This window comes from Roseovarius sp. MMSF_3298 (assembly GCF_030733705.1).
Classification (GTDB): domain Bacteria; phylum Pseudomonadota; class Alphaproteobacteria; order Rhodobacterales; family Rhodobacteraceae; genus Roseovarius; species Roseovarius confluentis.
In genome coordinates this window covers 340,405-361,619 of record NZ_JASHIN010000001.1, presented here as the reverse complement: position 1 = coordinate 361,619, position 21,215 = coordinate 340,405, and the positions used below count along the sequence as shown (strand labels likewise).

Genomic DNA, 21,215 nt, shown 5'->3' with positions numbered 1-21,215 from the left:
GTCACTCTCCTTTCGGCACCGCGGCGGCGTCGAACCCGTACTCCGCCAATACGGCCTGGCCTGCCGGTGACAGGATGTGCAGTGCCAGCTTCCATGCCTCGGGCGGCGCGCCGTCGAGCACGATCAGGCCGTAATCCGCGCCCACCGACAGCGGTTCCGGGATCTGCACGATCTGCAAGTCCGGCACTTCTTTCCGGGCCAGCACGGCGTTGGTGCAGTATGTCAGAAACAGGTCGGCCTGGTCGCTGTCCAGCACCCACGCATAGGTGTTGCGCCCCTCGGGCGGCGCGGCGCTGTCCGGCCCGCCGGTCAATTGCAGGGCCTTGGCCTTCAACGCCTCGGCATGGCCGGACTTTTCGAACAGTTGAAACGCGTAGTCACCTGACGGATCCGCCTTGGGCGTGGACGTGCCCAGGCGGGTGTTCTCGTCCAGCATGACGTCGAGCAGCGTTTCGGACGTCACTTCCACCTCGGGCCGCGCCAGCCCGCAAAGCCGATTGCGGGCAAAGAGCGCGACGGGGCCGCCCTTGCCGGCGCTTTCCAGTGTCCGGGGGTGGCGCATGTTTGCAGAGGCGAAGACATGGGCGGTTTCGCCCGCCTCGATCCGCTCGCGCATCAGGCCGGAGGGGCCGAAGCTTGTCGCGACAGGCGTGTCGTAGGCCTCGGCATAGTCTGCGGCCACGTCCGTCAGCGCGGCCTTGAGACTGCCCGCAGCGTGAAGGGACAGGTCTTGGGCTTGCGCGGCGCTCATCGCAAGGCCGAGGGCCGCTGCCAGTAGGGATACGTGTCGCATGGTCTGTCTTCCATTCTTTGTATTCGGGATACTCAGGGTTTCGGCGGTGCCATGGGGGTAAAGGCGCACCGGTCGGGCTTGAGGTCGATCAGCGGCGTGTCATCCAGGCAATCCAGCCCGCACACGATCAACGTGCCGCCCTCGATCCGCACCAACCGCACAAGCGACGTGCCGATGGGATTGGGTCGCACGGGAGAGCGCAGGGCGAAGGTGCCGATGGTCGATCCGTTGCTGCGCGGGCTTTGCCGCACAAGATCGCGACGGCTGCGATCCAGCCAGTAGAGCACCTCGATGGTCTCATAGTCTTCCAGCCCCTCCAGTGCCGGGTGCCATACGGGATTCAGTTCGATGCGGCACTCGGGGCCGTCCTGCCGGCCTTGACGTGGACAGTCCTCGCGCCGCGTCCAGGGCGTGCGGATGGTCCCGATGAACTGGAGCGCGGCATCGGCAGACGGTAGAGCCGCAACTTTTACCTCGCCGGGGCGCAGGGTATTGCCACTCATCGCCATGTCCGTAAAATTTGCAGTCGCGAGCAGGGCGCAGGAAACATATCGGTTTTCCTTGGTATGTGGAATTTCTTTTCAGGCACCGCGATGCTTGAACTTTGTCCGTTGGATCGCATAGTGTGCGAGGGAACGGAAGATTTGCAAGGTGGGAAATTTTGCAGTCCATGGGAGAAGCCTTCGGCCTCGCGCTCGACCTCGTCGCCTCGGGCGATGGGGATCTGATCGAAATCGTGCTGCTGTCGCTGCGCGTGAGCCTGACGGCCACTGCGCTGGCCTGCCTGATCGGCCTGCCCATCGGGGCGTTGATCGCCATCGGACGGTTTCCCGGGCGCAACGCGGTGCTGATCGTGATGAATGCGCTGATGGGCTTGCCGCCGGTGGTGGTGGGGCTGCTGGTCTACCTGCACCTGTCGCGCTCCGGCCCCTTGGGGTTCCTCGGGCTGCTCTACACGCCCACCGCGATGATCATCGCGCAGACCATCCTGATCGCCCCCATCGTCGCGGCTTTGTCGCGGCAGGTGCTGGAGGACCTTCACGCCGAATATGCCGAGCAGTTTCGCTCGCTCTGCCTGACGAAACTGCAGACCGTGCAGGCGCTTTTGTGGGATGCACGATATTCCCTGCTGACGGTGGGGCTTGCCGGTTTCGGCCGCGCGGTGGCCGAGGTGGGCGCTGTCATCATCGTCGGCGGCAATATCGACCACCTGACGCGGGTGATGACCACCGCCATCGCGCTGGAGACGTCCAAGGGCGACCTGGCGCTGGCACTGGCGCTCGGCATTATCCTTCTGGTCATCGCGCTTGGCGTCAACGCCGCCGTGCAATCGGTCCGCATGACAGCGGCGCGGCAAGCCTATGTTTGACACGGCAGCCTCATCAGCCGATCACGTTGTGCCCCGCGCCCGGACCGCGCCGATCCTGCCGCTTGCGGTGCGTGACCTGGAATTGCGTTTCGGCCAGACAACGATACTCGACGGAGTGAGCTTCGACCTGCAGCCGGAAGGCTGCACCATGGTCATGGGTCCGAACGGGGCGGGCAAAAGCCTGCTACTCAAGCTGCTCCATGGCCTGATGGCCCCGACTTCGGGAACAATCGACTGGAGCGGACAGGGGCCGCAGGACATCACCGCGCGGCAGGCACTGGTGTTCCAGAAGCCGGTTCTCTTGCGGCGGTCGGTGGCCGCCAACGTCGACTTCGTGTTGAAGGTGCGTGGCAAGGATCGTGCGCGGCGCGATACACTCCTGGATCACGTCGGGCTGGGCCACAAGGCCGACCAGCCGGCGCGCCTGTTGTCGGGCGGCGAGGCGCAGCGGCTGGCGCTGGCCCGCGCATTGGCCGCCGACCCCGAGGTGCTGTTTCTCGACGAACCCACCGCCAGCCTCGATCCGGCGTCCGTGCTGGCCATCGAGGAGATCGTCAGGGAGGCCAGCGCGCGCGGCGTGCGCATCGTTTTCGTCACCCATGACATGGGGCAGGCGCGGCGCATGGCCGACGACATCCTGTTTCTCAGCGGCGGCGGCGTAACAGAACACAGCCGCGCCGCCGATTTCTTTCCCGAACCGCAAAGTAAGGCGGCAAGGGATTACCTGAACGGCAAGCTCGTCGTCTGAAAGACTTCAAGAAAGGGAGTATTCATCATGAAATTGAACACATTCGGTGCGGCCACTGTCGCGCTGCTCATGGCCGGAGGAGCCTGGGCGCAGGACCAGTCGATCATCGTACAGTCCACGACATCGACGGCAAATTCAGGGCTTTACGACTACCTGCTGCCGATCTTTCAGGACAAGGCCGGCATCCAGGTGAACGTCGTCGCCGTGGGAACGGGTCAAGCCATCAAGAATGCCGAGAATTGTGATGGCGACGTGCTGCTGGTGCATGCCAAGCCATCCGAGGAGAAATTCGTCGAGGCGGGCTTCGGCACCTCGCGCACGGACCTGATGTATAACGATTTCGTCATCGTCGGCCCGGGCGAGGACCCGGCGGGCGTGGGCGGCATGGAAGACGTGCAGGGCGCGATGTCCAAAATTGCTGAAGAAGGCGCGCTCTTTGCCTCGCGCGGCGACGACAGCGGCACGCACAAGAAGGAAATGGCGCTCTGGTCCGACACCGGCGTCGATCCGACCGCGGCCAGCGGCGACTGGTACCGCGAGACGGGCTCGGGCATGGGCGCGACGCTCAACGCCGGCATCGGCATGGGCGCCTATGTCATGACCGACCGCGCCACCTGGATCAGCTTCGACAACAAACAGGATTACGCGATCCAGGTCGAGGGCGACGAGGACATGTTCAACCAGTACGGCGTGATCCCGGTCAATCCCGAGAAATGCCCCAGCGTGAACGTGGACGCCGCACAGACCTTTGCCGACTGGCTGGTCTCGGACGAGGGGCAGGAGGCAATCGGGTCCTACAAGGTGGCCGACCAGCAACTGTTCTTCCCCAACGCACCGAAAAACTGATAGACGTGTCGGGGCGGCGGTGCACCCGCCGTCCCGAGACACAAATCCAGGCGCCATGACCGAGCTCGACCTTCCCGACCACGAATACCTGACTGTCAAGGAACTGGCCGAGCTTTTGCGCCTGAAGGAACGCAAGGTCTATGACCTTGCCGCGTCGGGTGCCGTGCCGTGTTCGCGCGCCACGGGAAAGCTGCTGTTTCCGGCAAACGAGATCCGCACATGGATCGAAAAGGCGCAGTCCGGTGGCGGCGGAGACGCTCAAGGCGACGCGTCCAAATCGCGCACGCCTATCATGCTTGGCAGTCACGATCCCTTGCTGGATTGGGCGATCCGCCAGTCGGGATGCGGACTGGCCACGCTGCATGACGGCTCGAACGACGGGCTCGAACGTTTCACGAGCGGCGAGGGCATCGCAGCCGGCCTGCATATTCTTGACGCCGACACCAACCGCTGGAATGTGCCTGCCGTATCGAAGGCGGCCTCGCGCCAGAACGCGGTTCTCGTCCGGTTCGCGATACGTCGGCGCGGGCTCGTCGTCCGGCCCGGAGGACGCGTGCCGGCGGGACTTCACGATCTTGACGGGGTCCGGCTTGTTCCGCGGCAGGCGGGGTCGGGCACCGACACGCTATTCCGACACTTGGCCGAGCGCGAGGGGGTGGATCTTGCGGCGCTCGACCTCGCTGACGTCGCCCGGACCGAAGACGAAGCGGTGGAGGCGGTCCGGCGCGGCGCGGCCGAGACGACATTCGGGCTAGAAGCGGTCGCGCGGAGCTACGGGCTGGAGTTTGTACACGTCATCGAGGAAGAGTTCGCCTTGCTTGTCGACCGCAAGGCGTGGTTCGAGCCGCCATTCCAGTCGCTTATGAACTTCTGTGCCACGGATGCCTTCCGAATGCGGGCGAACGCCTATGGCGGCTACGACATCGACAGGATTGGTACCGTTCAATGGAACGCGTAGCGCATTTCGGTTGAAATCGCGCTGTCCGCTCAGCACACAATGAGGGCCAACCCGAAGCATCTCATTGGCTATGGCTCTGCCATGTTCGTGGGCCAAATCGAAAAAGGGGCGCACTGTACCGGCTTTTTCTCGAGGATTCACAAAGAGATCCGGGAGAAAAATTCGAAAACCAGACGCCTTACAGTCGGTAATTGAACCGTGCCTAACAGTAGATCTTTTGATTGGCCGACCAAGTCATTCCGGAAATCAGGTCTCGAGGCGACGCGGATGGGTTCTATGGCCCTTTTCCTCAAAACTTGAATTTCTCTAACCTTTTGAAATCATTGGTAGGCCCGGAGGGACTCGAACCCCCAACCAAAGCGTTATGAGCGCTCTGCTCTAACCAATTGAGCTACAGGCCCGACCTCTGCTCGGGATAGGCGGCGGCAGGGCGGGCGTCAAGGGCTCTGAGAGGGTTCGGGGCTTTCCCGATTGCACGGGCGGGCGCGATGGATTAACCGAAGCCCCAAGCCAGAGCGGAGAGCGCACATGACCGACGCCAAGAACGGGATCACCTATGCCGATGCCGGCGTTGATATCGACGCGGGCAATGCGCTCGTCGACCGGATCAAGCCCGCCGCCAAGCGCACCAACCGCGCGGGCGTCATGGCGGGTCTGGGCGGCTTCGGCGCGCTTTTCGATCTCAAGGGCGCGGGCTATACCGACCCCATCCTGGTGGCCGCCACCGACGGCGTGGGCACCAAGCTGCGCATCGCCATCGACACCGGCAACGTGGATGGCGTGGGCATCGACCTTGTCGCCATGTGCGTCAACGATCTTGTCTGCCAGGGGGCCGAACCGCTTTTCTTCCTCGACTACTTCGCAACCGGCAAGCTCGACACCGACACGGCCGCCCGCATCATCGAAGGCATCGCCGAAGGCTGCGTGCGCTCCGGCACCGCGCTGATCGGCGGTGAGACGGCGGAAATGCCGGGAATGTATCCCGAAGGTGATTTCGACCTCGCCGGCTTTGCCGTCGGCGCCATGGAGCGTGGCAGCGACCTGCCGGCGGGCGTGACCTCGGGCGATGTCCTGCTGGGCCTTGCCTCCAACGGCGTGCATTCCAACGGCTATTCCCTCGTGCGCAAGCTGGTCGAGATGTCGGGCCTCGGCTGGGATGCCGACTGCCCCTGGTCTGATGGCACCCTCGGCGCGGCCCTGCTGACCCCCACGCGCCTCTACGTGACCCAAGCGCTGGAAGCGATCCGTGCTGGCGGCGTCCATGCGCTCGCCCATATCACCGGCGGTGGCCTGACCGAGAATATCCCGCGCGTTCTGCCCGATGACCTTGGCGTCGACATCGACCTCGACAGCTTCGACCTGCCGCCCGTCTTTCGCTGGCTGATGGCGCAGGGCGGTATGGCCGAGACCGAGATGCTCAAGACCTTCAACTGCGGCGTGGGCATGGTGCTGGCGGTCGATGCGGCCCGCGCCGACGCGCTTGCGGACCTTCTGGTTGGCACCGGCGAGACCGTGGTCCGCCTGGGCCATGTCACCGAGGGTGAGGGCGTGCGCTACACTGGCAATCTCGCGTGACCAAACGCGTCGCAATCCTGTTTTCCGGCAGCGGCTCGAACATGGTGGCGCTGATCGACAGCATGACCGGCGACCACCCGGCACGCCCCGTGGTGGCGCTTTGCAACACGCCCGATGCCCCCGGTTTTGCCAAGGCCGAGGCGCGCGGCGTGCCGACCGAGCTTGTCGATCACCGGGATTTCAAGGGCGACCGCCCGGCCTTCGAGGCCGTGATGACCCGGACCCTGGATCGCTACGCCCCCGACATAATCTGTTTTGCGGGCTTCATGCGCATCCTCACCGACGATTTCATCTCGCGCTGGCAGGGCCGGATGATCAACATCCACCCCTCGCTTCTGCCTAAGTATCGCGGCCTCGACACCCACGCCCGCGCCATCGAGGCGGGCGAGGCCGAGGCCGGCTGTACCGTCCATGAGGTCACGCTGGAACTCGATGACGGCCCGATCCTCGGTCAGGCCCGCGTGCCCGTGCGTCCCGGTGATACAGCAGAGGTGCTGGCCGCCCGCGTGCTGGAACAGGAACACCGGCTTTACCCGGCCGTCCTGCGCCGTTTCGCCGCCGGCGACCACACGCCGGTGCACCTGCCCTGACAGGACAGGGCAAGCGGGCCCTTTCATGGTCTTAACGCGGCGCCGAAGTCGCAGCGTTGCCGTGCCAGTCTGCCGACACACGGTCGGGTGGGGCGGTGAGTGCGACGGCGCCTAACGCCAGCAGCAGGATAGCACTCAGCGTCATTGCCACTGTGCGCAGGTCGAGCCGCGGGGCAGGGCGGGCGGGGATATGGTCGAGGGTCGTCATGGCATGTCTCCATTATTGGAACTACATGTCACATAGACCCGGGCAATGTATTTTTAAAACGAATGAATGTTGCGCGCACCATCACGAACGGTGATGCGTTTGTGGGCCTCTCATCCGATCGCCGGCCTCTATGCATCACTTGCGCTTTGCTTTCCGCCGCGCCTCGGTATAGGCGATTGGATTACCACGTTTGATCCGCGGGAGCAGGAATGCACACCATCACCACCACCGAAGACCTCGCCGCCTTTTGCACCCGTGCGGCCGAGTCCGAGTATGTCACCGTCGATACCGAGTTCCTGCGCGAGCGGACCTATTACTCCAAGCTCTGCCTGATCCAACTGGCCCTGCCGTCCCGCGGCGAGGACGATGCCGTGCTGGTCGATCCCATCGAGGGGCAGGACATGTCGCTCGAACCGCTCTACGACCTCTTTCGCGACCCTTCGGTGGTCAAGGTCTTTCACGCCGCCCGGCAAGACCTGGAAATTTTCTATGTCGATGCGGGCCTCATTCCCGACCCGCTCTTCGATACCCAAGTGGCGGCGATGGTCTGCGGGTTCGGCGAGCAGGTGGGATACGAGACGCTGGTGCGCAAGATCGCCAAGCAATCGCTCGACAAGACCTCGCGCTTCACCGACTGGTCGCGCCGCCCGCTGACCGACGCTCAGAAGACCTATGCCATTGCCGACGTGACGCACCTGCGTGACATCTACGAGTTTCTTGCCGGAAAGCTGGCAAAGTCGGGCCGCGACAAGTGGGTCGCGGAGGAAATGCAGGTCCTGACTGACCCCGAAACCTATATCACCCGGCCCGAAGAGGCATGGCAGCGCGTCAAGACTCGCAACGCGTCGGGCCGGTTCCTGGCCATCGTGCGGGAGCTGGCGCGCTTTCGCGAAGACTATGCCCAGACGCGCAACATCCCCCGCAACCGGGTCTTCAAGGATGATGCGCTGGTCGAGCTGGCCTCGACCAAGCCCAAATCGGCGAACGACCTGTCACGCTCGCGGCTCTTGCTGCGCGAGGCCCGACGGGGTGACGTCGCCGACGGTATCATCGCCGCGGTCAAGGCGGGGCTCGATTGCGGCAACGACGACCTGCCCAAACCTGACCGCAGCCGCGAGCGGCTTCAGATCAACCCGGCGCTGGCCGACCTTCTGCGCGTTCTTCTCAAGGCGAAATCCGAGGAATACTCGGTCGCCTCCAAGCTCATAGCCTCGGCGGCCGACCTGGACGCCATCTCGGCAGGCGAACGCGATGTGCCGGCCCTTGGAGGCTGGCGGCGGGATGTCTTCGGTGACGATGCGATGCGGCTCTGCGACGGCAAGGTGGCGCTGGCCGCGCGTCGCGGGTCGATCGTGGCGATAGACCTCTAATCCGTCAGCGGCGTGAGCTGAGAGCGTTCAGCTCGCCGCGCACGCGGATCTCGTTGATCTCTTCGAGGTCGTTGTTGCTCAGGAACGCGCCCACCCGCACCTCGCGGGTGCTTTGCGCGCCCACCGGCGTCTCGATCGGCTGATAGGCGTTCAGCGTGTATTCCATGACGCCGTTGATCGGTCCGTCCTCGTTGATCGGCAGCAGGCGCACGTCGAACGCGCCCTCGCGCTGCGGCAGGCCGGTCACGCGCACGATGGCGCCCGTGGGCAGCGGCTCAACCACCAGGCTGGTCACCTGGTCCACCAGGCTGCCGTCGTAGATCTCGACCTTGGCGCGGCGGCGAAAGATGCCCGCCTTCTGCGCCGAAGAGGCATTGCGGCGCACGATCAGCTCGGCGTTCTGATCGTCGATCAGCGGGTTGCCGGTCTGCCGGTCGCTGGGCGAACGGCGTTCGCCGGTATTGGTGGTGTTCACGATCGGGGTGGACCTGCTGTTGCCGAACCAGTTGCGCGGGTTGGCGCCGGAATCGCGCCAGCCGCTGCACGCTGTCAGCGTCATGCTTGAGATCAACATCACCGAAAGCAGAACCCGCATTTCGACCGCCCCTTCCTCGTTTCTATTCGACTACCCCATCCGCGCTGGCTTGAAAAGGGACTTGGCGCACTGGACCTCGAGGTGTTGCACACCTAACTGTGGGGCAAGAAACAGACAGGAGACGCGTTGCATGGCGCAGCAGGCATTCGAAGAGATCGTCGAGGATTTCGAGTTTCTGGAGGACTGGGAAGACCGCTACCGCTACGTGATCGACCGCGGAAAGGCCATGGACGGGCTCGACGACGCGCTCAAGGTACCCGCGACGAAGGTCGATGGCTGTGCCAGCCAGGTCTGGTTGCACCCGCAGACCGAGGCCGGCACGTTCCGCTTCGATGGCGATTCGGACGCCTTGATCGTGCGCGGCCTGATCGCGGTGCTGCGTGCGCTCTACAATGATCTGCCGGTGGGGCAGGTGGGGCAGGTGGATGCCCCCGGCGAACTGGCCCGGCTGGGATTGAACGACCATTTGTCGGCGCAACGCTCCAACGGTCTTCGCGCGATGATCGAACGCATTCGCGTGGTCGCGTCGGAGGCCGCGTAACCCAGTGGAGTGGCTGCGCCACGCTCGATTTTTTTTCATGAAGAGAGGCGCTGCCCCTCCGGTCGAAACTTTGGTTTCGACCTCCTCCCCGGGATATTTTTGGCCAGAGGAAAAGGCCGCTCAGGCGCGGGCGGCAAGCGCGGTTTCGAGGTCGCCATAGCCGGTGAAACGGTATTCGAAGTCGAGCCCGAGCCGGTCGGCGCAGTCCTGGGCCTTGGCCTTGAGGGCGGGGTCCTCGACCTGGGCCTGGTAGACCAGCGTGGTGTAGTTGCCGAAGATCATGTCGCGCAGTTCGGGATGCCGGTCGAGGCCCATCGGCTTCCAGACGAAGGCGTCGAACTGCTTGACCAGGAAATCGGTCAGGTAGAAGGCGGTGATCTCGTCCCGGGCCGCGAAGGTCTCGTTGCCCTCGAAGAAGGAATAGCAATGCGGTCCTTCGACCATTTCGACGCCCACCTCGCGGCATTTCGCCTGTAAGAGCCCGCCGGTGCCGCAATCGGCGTAGACCACGAATATCTGGTCATAGGCATCGCGGTTCTCGGCCACCGTTCGTTCGACCGCTGTCACGATCTTGTCGGGAAAAAGGTGGTACTTTGCCGGCAGGCATTGCAGGACCATGTGATCCCATCCATTGGCTTGTTTCAACGCCAGGATCTCGCGCGCCAGCGCGCCACAGGCGACCAGCAGGATGTTGCCTTTCGTGCGTTCGGAAAAGCCGTCCTCGGTCAGGGTTTTGTCGCTCGGCAGCATCTCAGCGCCCGCCGCCGCGCAGGCCCATGGCGCGCACCACAAGATAGACCACCAGCACCAGCGGCACCGCGATCATCCAGTTCTCCGACAGTGTCTCGGGGCCCCAGGCGGAAGTCGCCACAAAGATCGTGGCGCCAGCGGCGGCGATCACCGCGATCAGCAGCATGACCAGCTTGTTGAGCGGCATGGGCGTGTTCCTTTCCGCAATGACATAAGCGCAGTGCTTTGACGAAAAAAGCCCCGCCGGGTCGGGCAGGGCTTTCTCGGTCACCATTGGCAAAGGCTCAGCCCGTCGCACCCTGGTTGTGCTTGCGACCCACCAGGTCCTTTGCGGTTTCCACCGCCACGGCGGCGTCGCGGCAATAGGCGTCGGCGCCGATGGCCTTGCCGAATTCCTCGTTCAGCGGCGCACCGCCCACAAGCACGATATAGTCGTCGCGCAGGCCCTGTTCGACCATCGTGTCGATGACGACCTTCATGTAGGGCATCGTGGTGGTCAGCAGCGCCGACATGCCCAGGATGTCCGGCTTTTCGGTTTCCAGCGCCTCGAGGTAGTTCTCGACCGGGTTGTTGATGCCGATATCGACCACCTCGAATCCCGCACCTTCCATCATCATCGACACCAGGTTCTTGCCGATGTCGTGGATGTCGCCCTTGACCGTGCCGATGACCATCTTGCCCACGCGCGGCGCGCCGGTTTCCGCCAGCAGCGGTTTGAGGATGGCCATGCCGCCCTTCATCGCGTTGGCGGCCAGCAGCACCTCGGGGACGAACAGGATACCGTCGCGGAAATCCTTGCCGACGATGGTCATGCCGCCCACCAGCGCCTCGGTCAGCACCTGGTAGGGTTGCCAGCCGCGCTCCAGCAGGATGTTCACGCCTTCCTCGATCTCTTCTTTCAGACCATCATAGAGGTCGTCGAACATCTGCTGGACAAGCTCCTCGTCGTCCAGTTCGCTGAGGATGATGTCGTCTTCTTCGTCGGACATGTGCTTGATCCCTTGGTGTGGCGCGTGGCCCGTTGTCTAGCCTCCGCGATTACGTCCATTTTGTCGCACACGACTTTCCAATTCCGACATGCTCGGTTCTTGCACCGACAGATGGCGCAGTTTCACGCCCCCAGCGGTGGAAAATCTCCATGCTCACTATGCGCTTGTTGCATATGTTCTCTTAATGTTCCTATAATTCGGCTATGTCCGATGCCTCCGACACCATTGATCCACGTTTGCGCCGTCCGGGCCGGGGGGCGGTCAGCAACGCCGTGGGCCGCTACGAGCGCGAGTCGCGAAGTTTCGAGGACGACGGCTGGAACCTCGCGCCCGAGGAGGCGGCCCTCGGCACCCGCGTTAGCATCGAGCGGCCGCGCAGTATCATCACGTACAATCGCTCGCCTGATCTGCCCTTCGACCGCTCGATCAACCCCTACCGGGGCTGCGAGCATGGGTGCATCTATTGCTTCGCCCGGCCCAGCCACGCCTGGCTCGGCCTGTCGGCGGGGCTTGATTTCGAAACCCGGCTGGTCGCCCGCCCCGACGCCCCCGAGGTGCTGGCCACGGAACTGCGCAAGCCCGGCTACAAGGTTCGGCCCATTGCCATCGGCACCAATACCGATCCGTACCAACCCATCGAAAAGACTCATGGCATTATGCGCGCCTGCCTCCAGGTTCTGTCACAGTTCAATCACCCCGTCGCCATCGTCACCAAGGGCAGCCTGGTGGAGCGCGACATCGACATCCTGTCGGACATGGCCGAGCGCGGGCTGGCACGGGTGGGCATTTCCGTCACCACGCTCGACGCGGCGCTGTCGCGCGCGATGGAGCCGCGCGCACCGGCCCCGGCGCGGCGGCTGAAAGTGATCGAGCGGCTGGCTAGTGCGGGCGTCCCCGTACGCGCCATGGTGTCGCCGGTGATCCCGGGCCTGACCTGCCACGAGATTGAGCCGATACTGAAATCCGTTGCCGGGGCAGGGGCCGAGGCGGCGAGTTGGATCATGCTGCGCCTGCCGCTGGAGGTCTCGCCGCTGTTCCGCGAATGGCTGGCCGCGACCTGCCCCGACCGGGCCGCCCGCGTCATGGGCCATGTGCGCGATATGCATGGCGGCAAGGATTACGCCGCGGATTGGGGGCGCCGGATGCGCGGGTCAGGCCCTTACGCCGAGATGGTGGCGCAGCGGTTCAAGGTGGCTGCAAGGCGGCTGGGGCTGGATGCCAAGCAGCCGCCGCTGCGATGTGATCTGTTTGAACCGCCCGCACGGGCCGGGGACCAGATGGAGTTGTTTTGAGATGGGCGATCACATCGGCGTCCGCGCGTGGGTTTTCACCCACCCTACGGGTCCGCACGACATCGCGCCGGGACCTGCCGGCTGCCGTAGGGTGGGGTTGCACCCCACCACTGCGCCCCGAATTACGCGCATCCCGTCCCGGGCTTGACCCGGGACCTCGATGCCTCCGTAGGGTGGGTGAAAACCCACCACACCCGCGCTACAATTTACGCACCTTCAACTTGGTCAGCCGGTTGTCTTCCTTCTCCACCACCTCGAACCGGAAGCCGTGAAAATTGAACACCTGTCCCACTTCCGGGATGATCTGCGCCTCGTAGATCACAAGACCTGCCACCGTGTTGGCCTCGTCATCCGGGAGCGTCCAGTCCGTCGCCCGGTTCAGATCGCGAATCGTCGTGCCCCCGTCCACCAGGAACTGCCCGTCATCGCTGCGCCCCACGGGGTGGTCGCCGTCCGGGTCGAACTCGTCGGTGATCTCGCCCACGATCTCTTCCAGGATATCTTCCAGCGTAATCAGCCCCTGCAAGTCACCATACTCGTCCACCACCAGCGCAAAATGGCTCCGCATCCGCAGGAATTGCCGCATCTGGTCATCGAGCGTGGTGGTCTCCGGCACGAAATAGGGCTCCATCGCGACGTCGCAGATATCGAACGTCGCCAAGGCGCCGCGCGCGCCCTCGGCCTGCAGGGCAAGCGTGTGCATGGCGCGCAGCAAGTCCTTGGCGTGCACCACCCCGATGATGTTGTCGGGATCGTCGCGATAGATCGGCAGGCGCGTGTGGTTGGATTTCAGGCACTGGTCCAGGATCGCCTCGGGTTCCAGCGCCGCGTCGATCATTTCGATCTGGCTGCGGTGAAGCATGATCTCCTCGACCGCGCGGTCGCCCAGGTCCAGCGCGCCAAGGATCCGGTCACGGTCCTCCTTTTCCACCACGCCCTCGGAGTGGCCAAGGTAAAGAGCCCCGGCGATTTCCTCGCGCACGGCCAGGATCTGGCTGTCGGGGTCGGTCTTCACCCCGAACACCCGCAGCACGCCGCGCACCAGCAGGCGCACCGCCGATACCACGGGCGAGAACACGACGATCACCCAGCGAATGACCGGAGCGGCATGCGACGCCGCCGCCTCGGCATTGGTGATCGCGTAGGTCTTGGGCAGCACCTCGGCAAAGATCAGGACCAGAAGCGTCATCACCAGCGTCGCCAGCGCCACGCCGCTCTCGCCGAAGGCGCGGGTAAACAGCGCCGTCGCCAGCGAGGTCGCCAGGATATTCACAAGGTTGTTGCCCAGCAGGACCGAGCCGATCAGACGCTCGTTGTCCTCGGTGATCTGCAGCGCCCGCTCGGCGCCTTTCGACCCCTTGTCGGCGCGAGCCCGCAGCTTGCCGCGCGATGCGGCGGTCAGCGCGGTTTCACTGCCCGAGAAGCAGGCGGACAGAACAAGAAGCAGCAGGATCGCACCGGCGGAGATCCAGAAGGCAGTGTCAAAGGTTGTTAAGGCGGGGTCCATTGTCCAATAGTCACGTTATGCGTTGCAGGGGTTATGGGGCGTGGACGCCGGTCATTCAAGGAAACAGGCGATGAAACTTGTCGATTTGGGCGCGCGGGACACTCCGCTCGCGGTCTTCGGCGGGCCGTATTCGAACCTGCACGCGACGCAGACTCTGCTGGCCCTGACGGTGCGCCTCGGCATTGCCCCGCGCGATACCATCTGCACCGGCGATCTGGTGGCCTATTGCGGGGCGCCGGCACAGACCGTGGCGCTGATCCGGGCGGCGGGTCTGCCCGTCGTGGCCGGCAATTGCGAGAAACAGCTGGCCGCGTACCAGATGGATTGCGGCTGCGGATTCGAGAACGGAAGCGTCTGCGACCTCTTGTCGGCGGGCTGGTATGCCCATGCCGACGCGGCCATCGGTGCGAACGCCCGCGCATGGATGGACGGTCTGCCCGACATGATCCGCTTCACCCATCACGGCCTGCGCTGCGCCGTCATCCATGGCGGTCTCAGCGATATCAGCCGCTTTCTTTGGTCCAGCAGCCCCGCGTCTGCCTTCGCCAGCGAAATCGCCCTGATCGAGACGCAGGGCGGGCCCGTCGATATCGTCTTCGCGGGTCATTCCGGCATCGCCTTCCAGCGCCGCATCGGGCAGGTTGACTGGGTCAATGCCGGTGTGATCGGCATGCCGCCCAATGACGGCACGCCGCGCACCGAGTACGCGCTATTGCGGGACGGCGCGGTCACGTTCCACAAACTGGACTACGATCATGCCGCTGCCCATGCGGACATGCAGTCGGCAGGCCTGACCCAAGGCTACGACAACGCGCTTCGCACCGGCTACTGGCCGTCCGAAGACATGCTGCCCGCATCGTTGCGCCGTTCCTCCTGAGCCAGCGGGTGCGCGTCGAACACCAGTTCGCGCAGGCGGTCCTCGAGCACATGGGTGTAGATCTCTGTCGTGCCCACATCGGCATGACCCAGCATCGTCTGGATGGTGCGCAGGTCGGCGCCCCCGGCCAGCAGATGCGTGGCAAAGGCATGGCGCAGCGTGTGGGGCGACACCCGCTCGGGGCTGATTCCCGCCGCCACGGCGAACTCCTTGACCAAAAGGAAAAAGCGATTGCGCGTCAGGTGGCCCGCCTTGCCGCCCGAGGGAAACAGGAAGGCCGACACCGGCTTGCCCTTGGCTTTCGCGGCCTCCTCGGCGGCATCGCGTCTCTCCAGCCACGCCGCCAGCGCCTGCCTTGCAGGCGGCGACATGGGCACCAGCCGCTCCTTGCCGCCCTTGCCGCGCACCAACAACATCTGCGGATCGCCCCGGCAGGACGCCACCGGCAGCGACACCAGCTCGGTCACCCGCATCCCCGTGGCGTATAGCAGCTCCATCAGGCAGGTGTTGCGCAGCTTGTCGGCCTCGCTCCGGCCCGTGGCCCGTGCGGCCTCCAGCAGCCGGTCCACCTCGTCCAGCTCCAGCGTCTTGGGCAGGCGTTGATCCCGGCCCGGCCCCTTGATCTGGATCGCCGGATTGTCGCTACGCAGCCCTTCGTCGAAAACGAACCGATAGAGCTGCTTGATCGCCGACAGCCGCCGCGCCCGTGTCGAGCGCGCCAGACCTTGCGCGTCGCAATGCACCAGGTAGGCCTCGATATCCGCCTGGCCCGCGCTGGCGGCATCCTGGCCGGTCCGTTCCAGCCACTCGGTGAAATCCGTCAGGTCTCGGGCATAGGCCTGCAACGTGTTTTTCGCCGCCCCGGCCTCGGCCGCCTGCGCGTCGAGGAAATTCGCCAGCCAGTGCGCCGTGCTCACGTGTCCGCCTTCAGTAGCAGGATCTGCAACGCCGCCTGTCGCGCGGTGTCCTCCAACCCCACGGAGCGCAGTGTCGCGAGGCCCGCCACGATGTCGCTTGCTTGGTTCGGTCCGGCAGTGTCCAGCTGCAACGCCGCGGTCAGAATCGCCTGGCCCAGCCGCCCGGCTTCCAACATGTCTGCGTGGTCGGTGTGCGCGGCTGTTGCGGCAAAGGCCTCGGCTATGGCGACCTGCGGAGTCTCGCTGGCCAGCGTGGCATCCGGTGCGCCCCGCGCCACCCCCAACAGGAACTGCGCCCGTGCGTCGCTCCCGGCAAGCTTCGGTGCCAGCGTCTCGTAATCCTGTGACAAAAGTGCCACCTCGAACGCCGCGTCCCGTGCCCGCCCGTCCAGCTCCAGCGTCGACAGGGACTGCGCGAACAGCGTGGCAAAGGCCACCGCAAGGCCTTCGCGTTTCATGTCCCGCCATAGCCCCGGCAGATGGCGCGCCACCGCCTGCGGGTCGGTATCGGCAATCGCCTGTTCCAAATTCTGCACGCCCGCCACGCGGTCCCACACCCCGCCCGAGGCCGCCGGGCGCTGGTCTGTGTAAAGTCCCAGCAGGCGATTGGCGGGCAGGGCGCCGGTGCGGGTCAACCGCTCTGCCGCCTCGATCTCGGCCTTCAGCCCGGTCAGCCCGCGCAGGTCCGCCACCGCGTATTCCCGCGCCAGATTGCGAGTGGGCAGGGGCGTGCCCGCCGCCTCGTACAGGCGATACAGAAGCGGCGTCATCTGCGTCGACGGGGCCAGCGACACCTCGGCCCCGATCGTCTCGGGGTCTAGGTACTGCGCCAAAAGTCGCGCGCTTGCGGTGTCCAGCACTCCCACCGCCGTGGCCGTCTCGTAAGTCAGCGCCGCAGTCTGCCAGTCCCCGGCGCGCGCCCCGCAATAGATCCGTGCGTCGTATCGTTCGCTCAACTCGGGTTCCCGGCTCAGCGCGGCACAGGCCTCTTCCTCGGTGCCGGTCAGGAGCGACAGGTCGAACCACTGATCGAACAGATTGGCATCATAACTTCCCGCCTGCTGCACCAGCGCCAGCGCCGGATCCACGGCCCCCATCTTGCGCAGCGCGGCCAGCCGTGCCCGCAGAAACCGCGCGTCGCGTCCCGCGTCAGCGGGCGCCTCGGCTTCGGCCAATAATAACGTGTAATACAGCGCCTGGATCGCCGGTAACGGATCCGGCGGCAGGCGCGAGAATTGCGACACAAGGGTGTCGGTGCTGCTGCCCGCCCACAAGTTCGGCGGCAGCCCCGTGGTGCTGCCGGGCAAGAGCCCCGCCGCATCGGGTTGTGCTCCGTCCAGCGGCATCACCTCGACGTCCGGCACCACGGCGCCTTCCACGTCGTCCGCCGCGGGCGGTTTCAGCGCCTCTTCCAGCGGTCTGGCCACGCTGATCGGCGCGGGATCTTTCAACCAGTCGATGGCCGCCAGCGGTTCCTGCGCCAGCACCGGCGTGGCAAAAATTATTGAGAAACAAATGGTTTCAAGTGTCTTCAAGTATGATTTCCTGTCGAATTTCTTCTCGCTCGGGCGAGAAATCCGCCCCGAAGAACGGGCCGATATAGGCATAGCCGACCAGCGCCAGGAACGCCAGAATGCCAAGATAGATCAGCCATTTGAGAAGTCTGAACATAACGTGCCTGCCCGTTTCTTACCGTCTTTTACCACTTTATAACTGGCAATTTCATCAAGATCACGTCATTCAGTGGCTGAAAAGAAGAGATTGGCATAGGAGCGCCGAAAGTGGCGGCCTCGGGACATTGGCAGTTGAAGAAAACCGTCGTGCTGGTGGGTATGATGGGCGCCGGAAAAACCGCCGTGGGCAAGGCGTTGGCGGCCATGCTTGATGTTCCTTTGCTCGACTCCGATGTCGAGATCGAGGCCGCGGCGAACATGACGATCGCCGAAATTTTTTCCCGCGACGGCGAGGCGTTTTTCCGTGACCGCGAAACGCAGGTGATCGACCGGCTGCTCGACGGCCATCGTTGCATTCTGTCGGCCGGAGGCGGCGCTTTCCTCTCCGAGCGCAACCGCGATCTTATCGGGGCAAAGGGCGTCTCGGTCTGGCTTCAGGCCGACCTGAAGCTTTTGTGGAATCGCGTAAAGCATAAAGATACCAGGCCTTTGCTGCGCACGGCTGATCCTTACAAGACGTTAAAGGACCTCTATGAGGCGCGGCTGCCGTATTACGAAATGGCCGATCTCGCGGTGCCCGCCCATGCGTCCTACACGATCGACCAGATGGCCATCAAGGTGTGCGAGGCGCTTCAACAGCGGCCCGATGTGCTGGAGAAGGTGACATGACAGAACGCGTTCACGTGGGGCTGGGCGACCGGGCCTATGACATCCATATCGGCCCCGGGCTTCTCGGACAGGCCGGGGCGCTGATCGCGCCGCTGCTGCGCCGCCCCCGCGTGGCCATCGTCACGGACGAAACAGTCGGAGCGTTGCATCTCGCCACGCTTCAGGCGGGACTGAAGGCGGGCGGCATCGACAGCACCGCCCTCGCGCTGCCCCCCGGCGAAGGCACCAAGGGCTGGCCGCAGTTCGAGCGTTGTGTCGAATGGCTCCTGTCCGAAAAGGTCGAACGCAGCGACGTGGTCATCGCTTTCGGCGGCGGTGTCATCGGCGATCTGGTGGGCTTCGCCGCGTCTGTCCTGCGCCGCGGGGTGCGGTTCGTGCAGGTACCCACCAGCCTGCTTGCCCAGGTCGACAGTTCCGTGGGAGGCAAAACCGGCATCAACGCGCCCCAGGGCAAGAACCTCATCGGTGCCTTCCATCAGCCCAGCCTCGTTCTGGCGGATACGGATGTACTCGGAACGCTGAAAAGTCGTGATTTCCTGGCCGGTTATGGCGAAGTGGTAAAGTACGGCCTGCTTGGGGACGCCGCCTTCTTCGACTGGCTGGAAACCCACGGTCCCAGTATGGCGCAGGGCGACATGGCTGGCCGGATCGCGGGGGTCAAACGCTCGGTCGAAATGAAGGCCGAGATCGTCATCGAGGATGAAAAGGAACACGGCCGCCGCGCGCTCCTGAACCTTGGTCACACCTTCTGCCACGCGCTCGAGGCCGCCACCGGATACGGCGACCGCCTGCTTCACGGCGAGGGCGTCGCCATCGGCTGTGCGCTGGCGTTCGAGCTCTCAAGCCGTCTGGGCCTGTGTTCGCAGGAAGACCCCAGCCGCGTCCGCGCCCATCTGCGCGACATGAACATGAAGGTGGACCTGTCGGATATTGCAGGAGAATTGCCGGATGCCGACGGCCTTATCGAGCTCATGAGCCAGGACAAGAAGGTGGTCGACGGCAAGCTGCGCTTCATCCTCGCGCGCGGCATCGGAGACGCCTTCGTGGCCGAGGACGTGGACATGGATGTGGTCCACAAAGTCCTGTCCGAGGCACTGGCCGCGCGCTGAGTCCCGCCGCCACCTGCGTAGGGTGGGTGATAACCCACGCGCGACCCATTCACTCTGTCCCGATCGCCTTTGACGTATTCACCCGCTTCGACAATTCCTCAAGCGTCTCGACCCGCTCGGAATACCGATCGGTCAGGTACGCCGCCTGATCGCGCGTCAGCAGCGTGAACTTCACCAACTCCTCCATCACGTCCACCACCCGGTCGTATAGCGGCCCCGGCTTCATCCGGTCTGTCTCGTCGAATTCGTCCCACGCTTTCGGCACGGACGACTGGTTCGGGATCGTCAGCATCCGCATCCACCGGCCCAGGATCCGCATCTGGTTCACCGCGTTGAAGCTCTGTGACCCGCCACTCAGCTGCGCCACGGCCAAGGTCTTGCCCTGCGTCGGGCGGATGCCGCCGATGGGCGCCAGCGGGATCCAGTCGATCATCGCCTTCATCACGCCGGTCATTGCGCCATGACGCTCCGGACTGACCCAGACCATACCTTCCGACCACAGCACCAACTCACGCAGTTCCGCCACCTTCGGATGGCTCGTCTCGGCATCGTCGGGCAGGGGCAGGCCATGCGGATCGAATGTCCGCGTCTCGGCACCGAGATGGCGCAACACCCGCGCCGCTTCCTCGCTCAACAGCCGCGAAAACGACCGTTCCCGCAAGCTGCCATAGAGCAGCAGGATTTGCGGCGCATGGCGGGCCCGCTCCGCCGGGAACAGGCGGTCCTCGTCTGTGCCCGGCAGGGCGTCCGCGTTCAGGTTGGGCAAATCACTCATCCGCGCACCTCTTGGCGTTGACCGAACCGCGCCCGCGTCCGGTTTGCAAACGCAACCAGCGACAGCATCACCGGCACCTCGACCAGCACACCGACCACAGTGGCCAGCGCCGCACCCGAATTGAGACCAAAGAGACTGATGGCCACAGCCACCGCCAACTCGAAGAAATTCGAGGTCCCGATCATCGCACAAGGCGCCGCCACCCGGTGCGGCACGCGCATCATGTAGGCCGCGCCATAGGCCAGCGCGAAAATCCCATAGCTCTGGATCAGGATCGGCACCGCGATCAGCGCGATCACGAAGGGATTCGCCAGGATGATGCTGCCCTGCAAGCCGAACAGGATCGCCACAGTCGCGATCAAACCGATGATCGACCACGGCTTCACCCGTGCCGTGAACGCCTCGATCGCCGCTTTCGAGCCCAGCATCCGCCGCGTCACCAGCCCCGCCACCAGCGGCAGAACCACGTAGAGGACCGTCGCCGTCACCAGTGTCTGCCACGGCACTGTGATGTCGGTCACCCCAAGCAGAACCGCGACGATGGGGGCAAATGCGAAGACCATGATCAGATCGTTCACCGACACCTGCACCAGTGTGTAGGTCTCGTCGCCCTTCGTCAGTTGTGACCACACGAAGACCATCGCCGTGCAGGGCGCCGCGCCCAGCAGGATCAGCCCGGCAATGTACTGCGCCGCATCCTCTGGCGCGATCCACGGCGCGAAAACGTAATCGAAAAACAGCACCGCCAGCAGCGCCATGGTGAACGGCTTGATCAGCCAGTTGACGATCAGCGTGATCACCAGCCCCTTCGGCTGTTTCGCCACCGCCGGAATGGTGCTCAGGTCCACACCGATCATCATCGGATAGATCATCGCCCAGATCAGCACCGCCACCACGAGGTTGATCCGTGCCACCTCTGCCGCCGCGACGGCCTCCACCAGCCCCGGCGCCATCACGCCAAGCGCGATACCCAGCACGATCGCCAGCGCGATCCAGACGCTCAGGTAGCGTTCGAAAACGCCCAGTCTGCTGTCCTGCGGGGTGTCGGTTCTGTCCGTCATCTT

General features: G+C 64.5%; 25 protein-coding genes and 1 tRNA gene. 12 read left to right on the top strand and 14 right to left on the bottom strand.

Going from position 1 to position 21,215, the window contains the following annotated elements:
- Position 1: 1 nt before the first annotated feature.
- A complete protein-coding gene (locus RBB18_RS01830) occupies positions 2 to 793 on the bottom strand; it encodes a molybdate ABC transporter substrate-binding protein (protein WP_306111136.1) in 792 nt (263 codons plus the stop codon).
- Positions 794 to 825: 32 nt separating this feature from the next.
- Positions 826 to 1,296, bottom strand: coding sequence for a tRNA (N6-threonylcarbamoyladenosine(37)-N6)-methyltransferase TrmO (gene tsaA / locus RBB18_RS01825; protein WP_306111137.1), 471 nt, complete (start codon positions 1,294 to 1,296; stop codon positions 826 to 828).
- A 158-nt stretch (positions 1,297 to 1,454) separates the two neighbouring features.
- Here tsaA and RBB18_RS01820 point away from each other — a divergent pair, with 158 nt between their 5' ends.
- Genes RBB18_RS01820 through RBB18_RS01805 form a run of 4 tightly spaced genes read left to right on the top strand, consistent with a single transcriptional unit; the run spans position 1,455 to position 4,714 of the window.
- Positions 1,455 to 2,162 (top strand): ABC transporter permease, encoded by a 708-nt coding sequence (locus RBB18_RS01820; protein ID WP_371931571.1) that lies wholly within the window; start codon positions 1,455 to 1,457, stop codon positions 2,160 to 2,162.
- On the top strand, positions 2,155 to 2,910 hold the full coding sequence (locus RBB18_RS01815) for an ATP-binding cassette domain-containing protein (RefSeq protein WP_103761058.1): 756 nt from the start codon (positions 2,155 to 2,157) through the stop codon (positions 2,908 to 2,910). The genes RBB18_RS01820 and RBB18_RS01815 overlap by 8 nt, the downstream gene beginning before the upstream one ends.
- Before the next feature lie 27 nt (positions 2,911 to 2,937).
- Positions 2,938 to 3,756: a substrate-binding domain-containing protein gene (locus RBB18_RS01810; protein ID WP_103761059.1), complete on the top strand. Its 819-nt coding sequence runs from the start codon at positions 2,938 to 2,940 to the stop codon at positions 3,754 to 3,756.
- Between the two features lie 55 nt (positions 3,757 to 3,811).
- Positions 3,812 to 4,714, top strand: a complete 903-nt coding sequence (locus RBB18_RS01805; protein ID WP_306111138.1) for a helix-turn-helix transcriptional regulator — start codon at positions 3,812 to 3,814, stop codon at positions 4,712 to 4,714.
- Between the two features lie 324 nt (positions 4,715 to 5,038).
- Here RBB18_RS01805 and RBB18_RS01800 read toward each other — a convergent pair.
- Positions 5,039 to 5,115 (bottom strand) — tRNA-Ile (locus RBB18_RS01800).
- A 127-nt stretch (positions 5,116 to 5,242) separates the two neighbouring features.
- Between RBB18_RS01800 and purM the strand changes: the two genes are divergently transcribed.
- Together purM and purN are read left to right on the top strand one after the other, a co-directional pair.
- Positions 5,243 to 6,289: a phosphoribosylformylglycinamidine cyclo-ligase gene (gene purM, locus RBB18_RS01795; protein WP_103761061.1), complete on the top strand. Its 1,047-nt coding sequence runs from the start codon at positions 5,243 to 5,245 to the stop codon at positions 6,287 to 6,289.
- Positions 6,286 to 6,879, top strand: coding sequence for a phosphoribosylglycinamide formyltransferase (gene purN / locus RBB18_RS01790; RefSeq protein ID WP_306111139.1), 594 nt, complete (start codon positions 6,286 to 6,288; stop codon positions 6,877 to 6,879). Before purM ends, purN begins: the two co-directional genes overlap by 4 nt.
- Before the next feature lie 31 nt (positions 6,880 to 6,910).
- Here the strand turns inward: purN and RBB18_RS01785 are convergent, their stop codons facing one another.
- Positions 6,911 to 7,087, bottom strand: coding sequence for a hypothetical protein (locus RBB18_RS01785; RefSeq protein WP_306111140.1), 177 nt, complete (start codon positions 7,085 to 7,087; stop codon positions 6,911 to 6,913).
- A 209-nt stretch (positions 7,088 to 7,296) separates the two neighbouring features.
- On the opposite strand from RBB18_RS01785, the gene rnd reads away from it, so the two are divergent.
- Positions 7,297 to 8,457 carry a ribonuclease D gene (gene rnd / locus RBB18_RS01780; protein ID WP_274594123.1) on the top strand — a complete coding sequence of 387 codons (1,161 nt, stop codon included), beginning with the start codon at positions 7,297 to 7,299 and terminating at the stop codon, positions 8,455 to 8,457.
- Between the two features lie 4 nt (positions 8,458 to 8,461).
- On the opposite strand, the gene RBB18_RS01775 is transcribed toward rnd, so the two are convergent.
- Positions 8,462 to 9,016 (bottom strand): hypothetical protein, encoded by a 555-nt coding sequence (locus RBB18_RS01775; RefSeq protein ID WP_274594124.1) that lies wholly within the window; start codon positions 9,014 to 9,016, stop codon positions 8,462 to 8,464.
- Between the two features lie 166 nt (positions 9,017 to 9,182).
- Between RBB18_RS01775 and RBB18_RS01770 the strand changes: the two genes are divergently transcribed.
- Positions 9,183 to 9,593 (top strand): SufE family protein, encoded by a 411-nt coding sequence (locus RBB18_RS01770; RefSeq protein ID WP_103761065.1) that lies wholly within the window; start codon positions 9,183 to 9,185, stop codon positions 9,591 to 9,593.
- Positions 9,594 to 9,713: 120 nt separating this feature from the next.
- On the opposite strand, the gene RBB18_RS01765 is transcribed toward RBB18_RS01770, so the two are convergent.
- From RBB18_RS01765 to RBB18_RS01755, 3 genes are all read right to left on the bottom strand, one after another.
- Positions 9,714 to 10,343: a DUF1638 domain-containing protein gene (locus RBB18_RS01765; RefSeq protein ID WP_306111141.1), complete on the bottom strand. Its 630-nt coding sequence runs from the start codon at positions 10,341 to 10,343 to the stop codon at positions 9,714 to 9,716.
- Position 10,344: 1 nt separating this feature from the next.
- Positions 10,345 to 10,530, bottom strand: a complete 186-nt coding sequence (locus tag RBB18_RS01760; protein WP_306111142.1) for a hypothetical protein — start codon at positions 10,528 to 10,530, stop codon at positions 10,345 to 10,347.
- A gap of 97 nt (positions 10,531 to 10,627) precedes the next feature.
- Positions 10,628 to 11,332 carry a B12-binding domain-containing protein gene (locus RBB18_RS01755; RefSeq protein WP_103761068.1) on the bottom strand — a complete coding sequence of 235 codons (705 nt, stop codon included), beginning with the start codon at positions 11,330 to 11,332 and terminating at the stop codon, positions 10,628 to 10,630.
- Between the two features lie 203 nt (positions 11,333 to 11,535).
- Between RBB18_RS01755 and RBB18_RS01750 the strand changes: the two genes are divergently transcribed.
- The gene (locus RBB18_RS01750; RefSeq protein ID WP_306111143.1) at positions 11,536 to 12,624 is read left to right on the top strand and encodes a PA0069 family radical SAM protein; all 1,089 of its coding nucleotides are present in this window, start codon (positions 11,536 to 11,538) and stop codon (positions 12,622 to 12,624) included.
- Positions 12,625 to 12,823: 199 nt separating this feature from the next.
- Here RBB18_RS01750 and RBB18_RS01745 read toward each other — a convergent pair whose 3' ends face one another.
- Positions 12,824 to 14,131: an HlyC/CorC family transporter gene (locus tag RBB18_RS01745; protein WP_103761070.1), complete on the bottom strand. Its 1,308-nt coding sequence runs from the start codon at positions 14,129 to 14,131 to the stop codon at positions 12,824 to 12,826.
- A 70-nt stretch (positions 14,132 to 14,201) separates the two neighbouring features.
- Between RBB18_RS01745 and RBB18_RS01740 the strand changes: the two genes are divergently transcribed.
- Positions 14,202 to 15,008 carry a metallophosphoesterase gene (locus tag RBB18_RS01740; protein ID WP_306111144.1) on the top strand — a complete coding sequence of 269 codons (807 nt, stop codon included), beginning with the start codon at positions 14,202 to 14,204 and terminating at the stop codon, positions 15,006 to 15,008.
- Here the strand turns inward: RBB18_RS01740 and RBB18_RS01735 are convergent.
- From RBB18_RS01735 to RBB18_RS01725, 3 genes are read right to left on the bottom strand one after another with little or no spacing between them, the layout of a single operon-like run.
- Positions 14,957 to 15,925 (bottom strand): site-specific tyrosine recombinase XerD, encoded by a 969-nt coding sequence (locus RBB18_RS01735; protein WP_103761072.1) that lies wholly within the window; start codon positions 15,923 to 15,925, stop codon positions 14,957 to 14,959. The genes RBB18_RS01740 and RBB18_RS01735 overlap by 52 nt on opposite strands.
- A complete protein-coding gene (locus tag RBB18_RS01730; protein ID WP_306111145.1) occupies positions 15,922 to 17,460 on the bottom strand; it encodes a hypothetical protein in 1,539 nt (512 codons plus the stop codon). Before RBB18_RS01730 ends, RBB18_RS01735 begins: the two co-directional genes overlap by 4 nt.
- Complete coding sequence (locus RBB18_RS01725; RefSeq protein ID WP_170067083.1) at positions 17,447 to 17,596, bottom strand: hypothetical protein; 150 nt, start codon at positions 17,594 to 17,596, stop codon at positions 17,447 to 17,449. Before RBB18_RS01725 ends, RBB18_RS01730 begins: the two co-directional genes overlap by 14 nt.
- 110 nt (positions 17,597 to 17,706) lie before the next feature.
- Between RBB18_RS01725 and RBB18_RS01720 the strand changes: the two genes are divergently transcribed.
- Together RBB18_RS01720 and aroB are read left to right on the top strand one after the other, a co-directional pair.
- Positions 17,707 to 18,267, top strand: coding sequence for a shikimate kinase (locus RBB18_RS01720; protein WP_306111146.1), 561 nt, complete (start codon positions 17,707 to 17,709; stop codon positions 18,265 to 18,267).
- A complete protein-coding gene (aroB, locus tag RBB18_RS01715; RefSeq protein ID WP_103761075.1) occupies positions 18,264 to 19,376 on the top strand; it encodes a 3-dehydroquinate synthase in 1,113 nt (370 codons plus the stop codon). The genes RBB18_RS01720 and aroB overlap by 4 nt, the downstream gene beginning before the upstream one ends.
- Positions 19,377 to 19,425: 49 nt before the next feature.
- On the opposite strand, the gene arsH is transcribed toward aroB, so the two are convergent.
- Positions 19,426 to 20,151 (bottom strand): arsenical resistance protein ArsH, encoded by a 726-nt coding sequence (gene arsH / locus RBB18_RS01710; protein WP_306111147.1) that lies wholly within the window; start codon positions 20,149 to 20,151, stop codon positions 19,426 to 19,428.
- Entirely contained in the window at positions 20,148 to 21,212 is a 1,065-nt protein-coding gene (gene arsB / locus RBB18_RS01705; protein ID WP_306111148.1) for an ACR3 family arsenite efflux transporter, read from the bottom strand. The genes arsH and arsB overlap by 4 nt, the downstream gene beginning before the upstream one ends.
- Between the last annotated feature and the right edge of the window lie 3 nt (positions 21,213 to 21,215).

Coding starts and splice junctions, on each gene's coding strand:
- tsaA (WP_306111137.1), bottom strand. CDS start 1,296: ATGAGTGGCAATACCCTGCGCCCCGGCGAGGTAAAAGTTGCGGCTCTA.
- RBB18_RS01725 (WP_170067083.1), bottom strand. CDS start 17,596: ATGTTCAGACTTCTCAAATGGCTGATCTATCTTGGCATTCTGGCGTTC.
- RBB18_RS01755 (WP_103761068.1), bottom strand. CDS start 11,332: ATGTCCGACGAAGAAGACGACATCATCCTCAGCGAACTGGACGACGAG.
- RBB18_RS01740 (WP_306111144.1), top strand. CDS start 14,202: ATGAAACTTGTCGATTTGGGCGCGCGGGACACTCCGCTCGCGGTCTTC.
- RBB18_RS01815 (WP_103761058.1), top strand. CDS start 2,155: ATGTTTGACACGGCAGCCTCATCAGCCGATCACGTTGTGCCCCGCGCC.
- rnd (WP_274594123.1), top strand. CDS start 7,297: ATGCACACCATCACCACCACCGAAGACCTCGCCGCCTTTTGCACCCGT.
- RBB18_RS01785 (WP_306111140.1), bottom strand. CDS start 7,087: ATGACGACCCTCGACCATATCCCCGCCCGCCCTGCCCCGCGGCTCGAC.
- RBB18_RS01750 (WP_306111143.1), top strand. CDS start 11,536: ATGTCCGATGCCTCCGACACCATTGATCCACGTTTGCGCCGTCCGGGC.
- purM (WP_103761061.1), top strand. CDS start 5,243: ATGACCGACGCCAAGAACGGGATCACCTATGCCGATGCCGGCGTTGAT.
- RBB18_RS01745 (WP_103761070.1), bottom strand. CDS start 14,131: ATGGACCCCGCCTTAACAACCTTTGACACTGCCTTCTGGATCTCCGCC.
- RBB18_RS01805 (WP_306111138.1), top strand. CDS start 3,812: ATGACCGAGCTCGACCTTCCCGACCACGAATACCTGACTGTCAAGGAA.
- RBB18_RS01765 (WP_306111141.1), bottom strand. CDS start 10,343: ATGCTGCCGAGCGACAAAACCCTGACCGAGGACGGCTTTTCCGAACGC.
- RBB18_RS01775 (WP_274594124.1), bottom strand. CDS start 9,016: ATGACGCTGACAGCGTGCAGCGGCTGGCGCGATTCCGGCGCCAACCCG.
- RBB18_RS01830 (WP_306111136.1), bottom strand. CDS start 793: ATGCGACACGTATCCCTACTGGCAGCGGCCCTCGGCCTTGCGATGAGC.
- aroB (WP_103761075.1), top strand. CDS start 18,264: ATGACAGAACGCGTTCACGTGGGGCTGGGCGACCGGGCCTATGACATC.
- arsB (WP_306111148.1), bottom strand. CDS start 21,212: ATGACGGACAGAACCGACACCCCGCAGGACAGCAGACTGGGCGTTTTC.
- arsH (WP_306111147.1), bottom strand. CDS start 20,151: ATGAGTGATTTGCCCAACCTGAACGCGGACGCCCTGCCGGGCACAGAC.
- RBB18_RS01770 (WP_103761065.1), top strand. CDS start 9,183: ATGGCGCAGCAGGCATTCGAAGAGATCGTCGAGGATTTCGAGTTTCTG.
- RBB18_RS01760 (WP_306111142.1), bottom strand. CDS start 10,530: ATGCCGCTCAACAAGCTGGTCATGCTGCTGATCGCGGTGATCGCCGCC.
- RBB18_RS01810 (WP_103761059.1), top strand. CDS start 2,938: ATGAAATTGAACACATTCGGTGCGGCCACTGTCGCGCTGCTCATGGCC.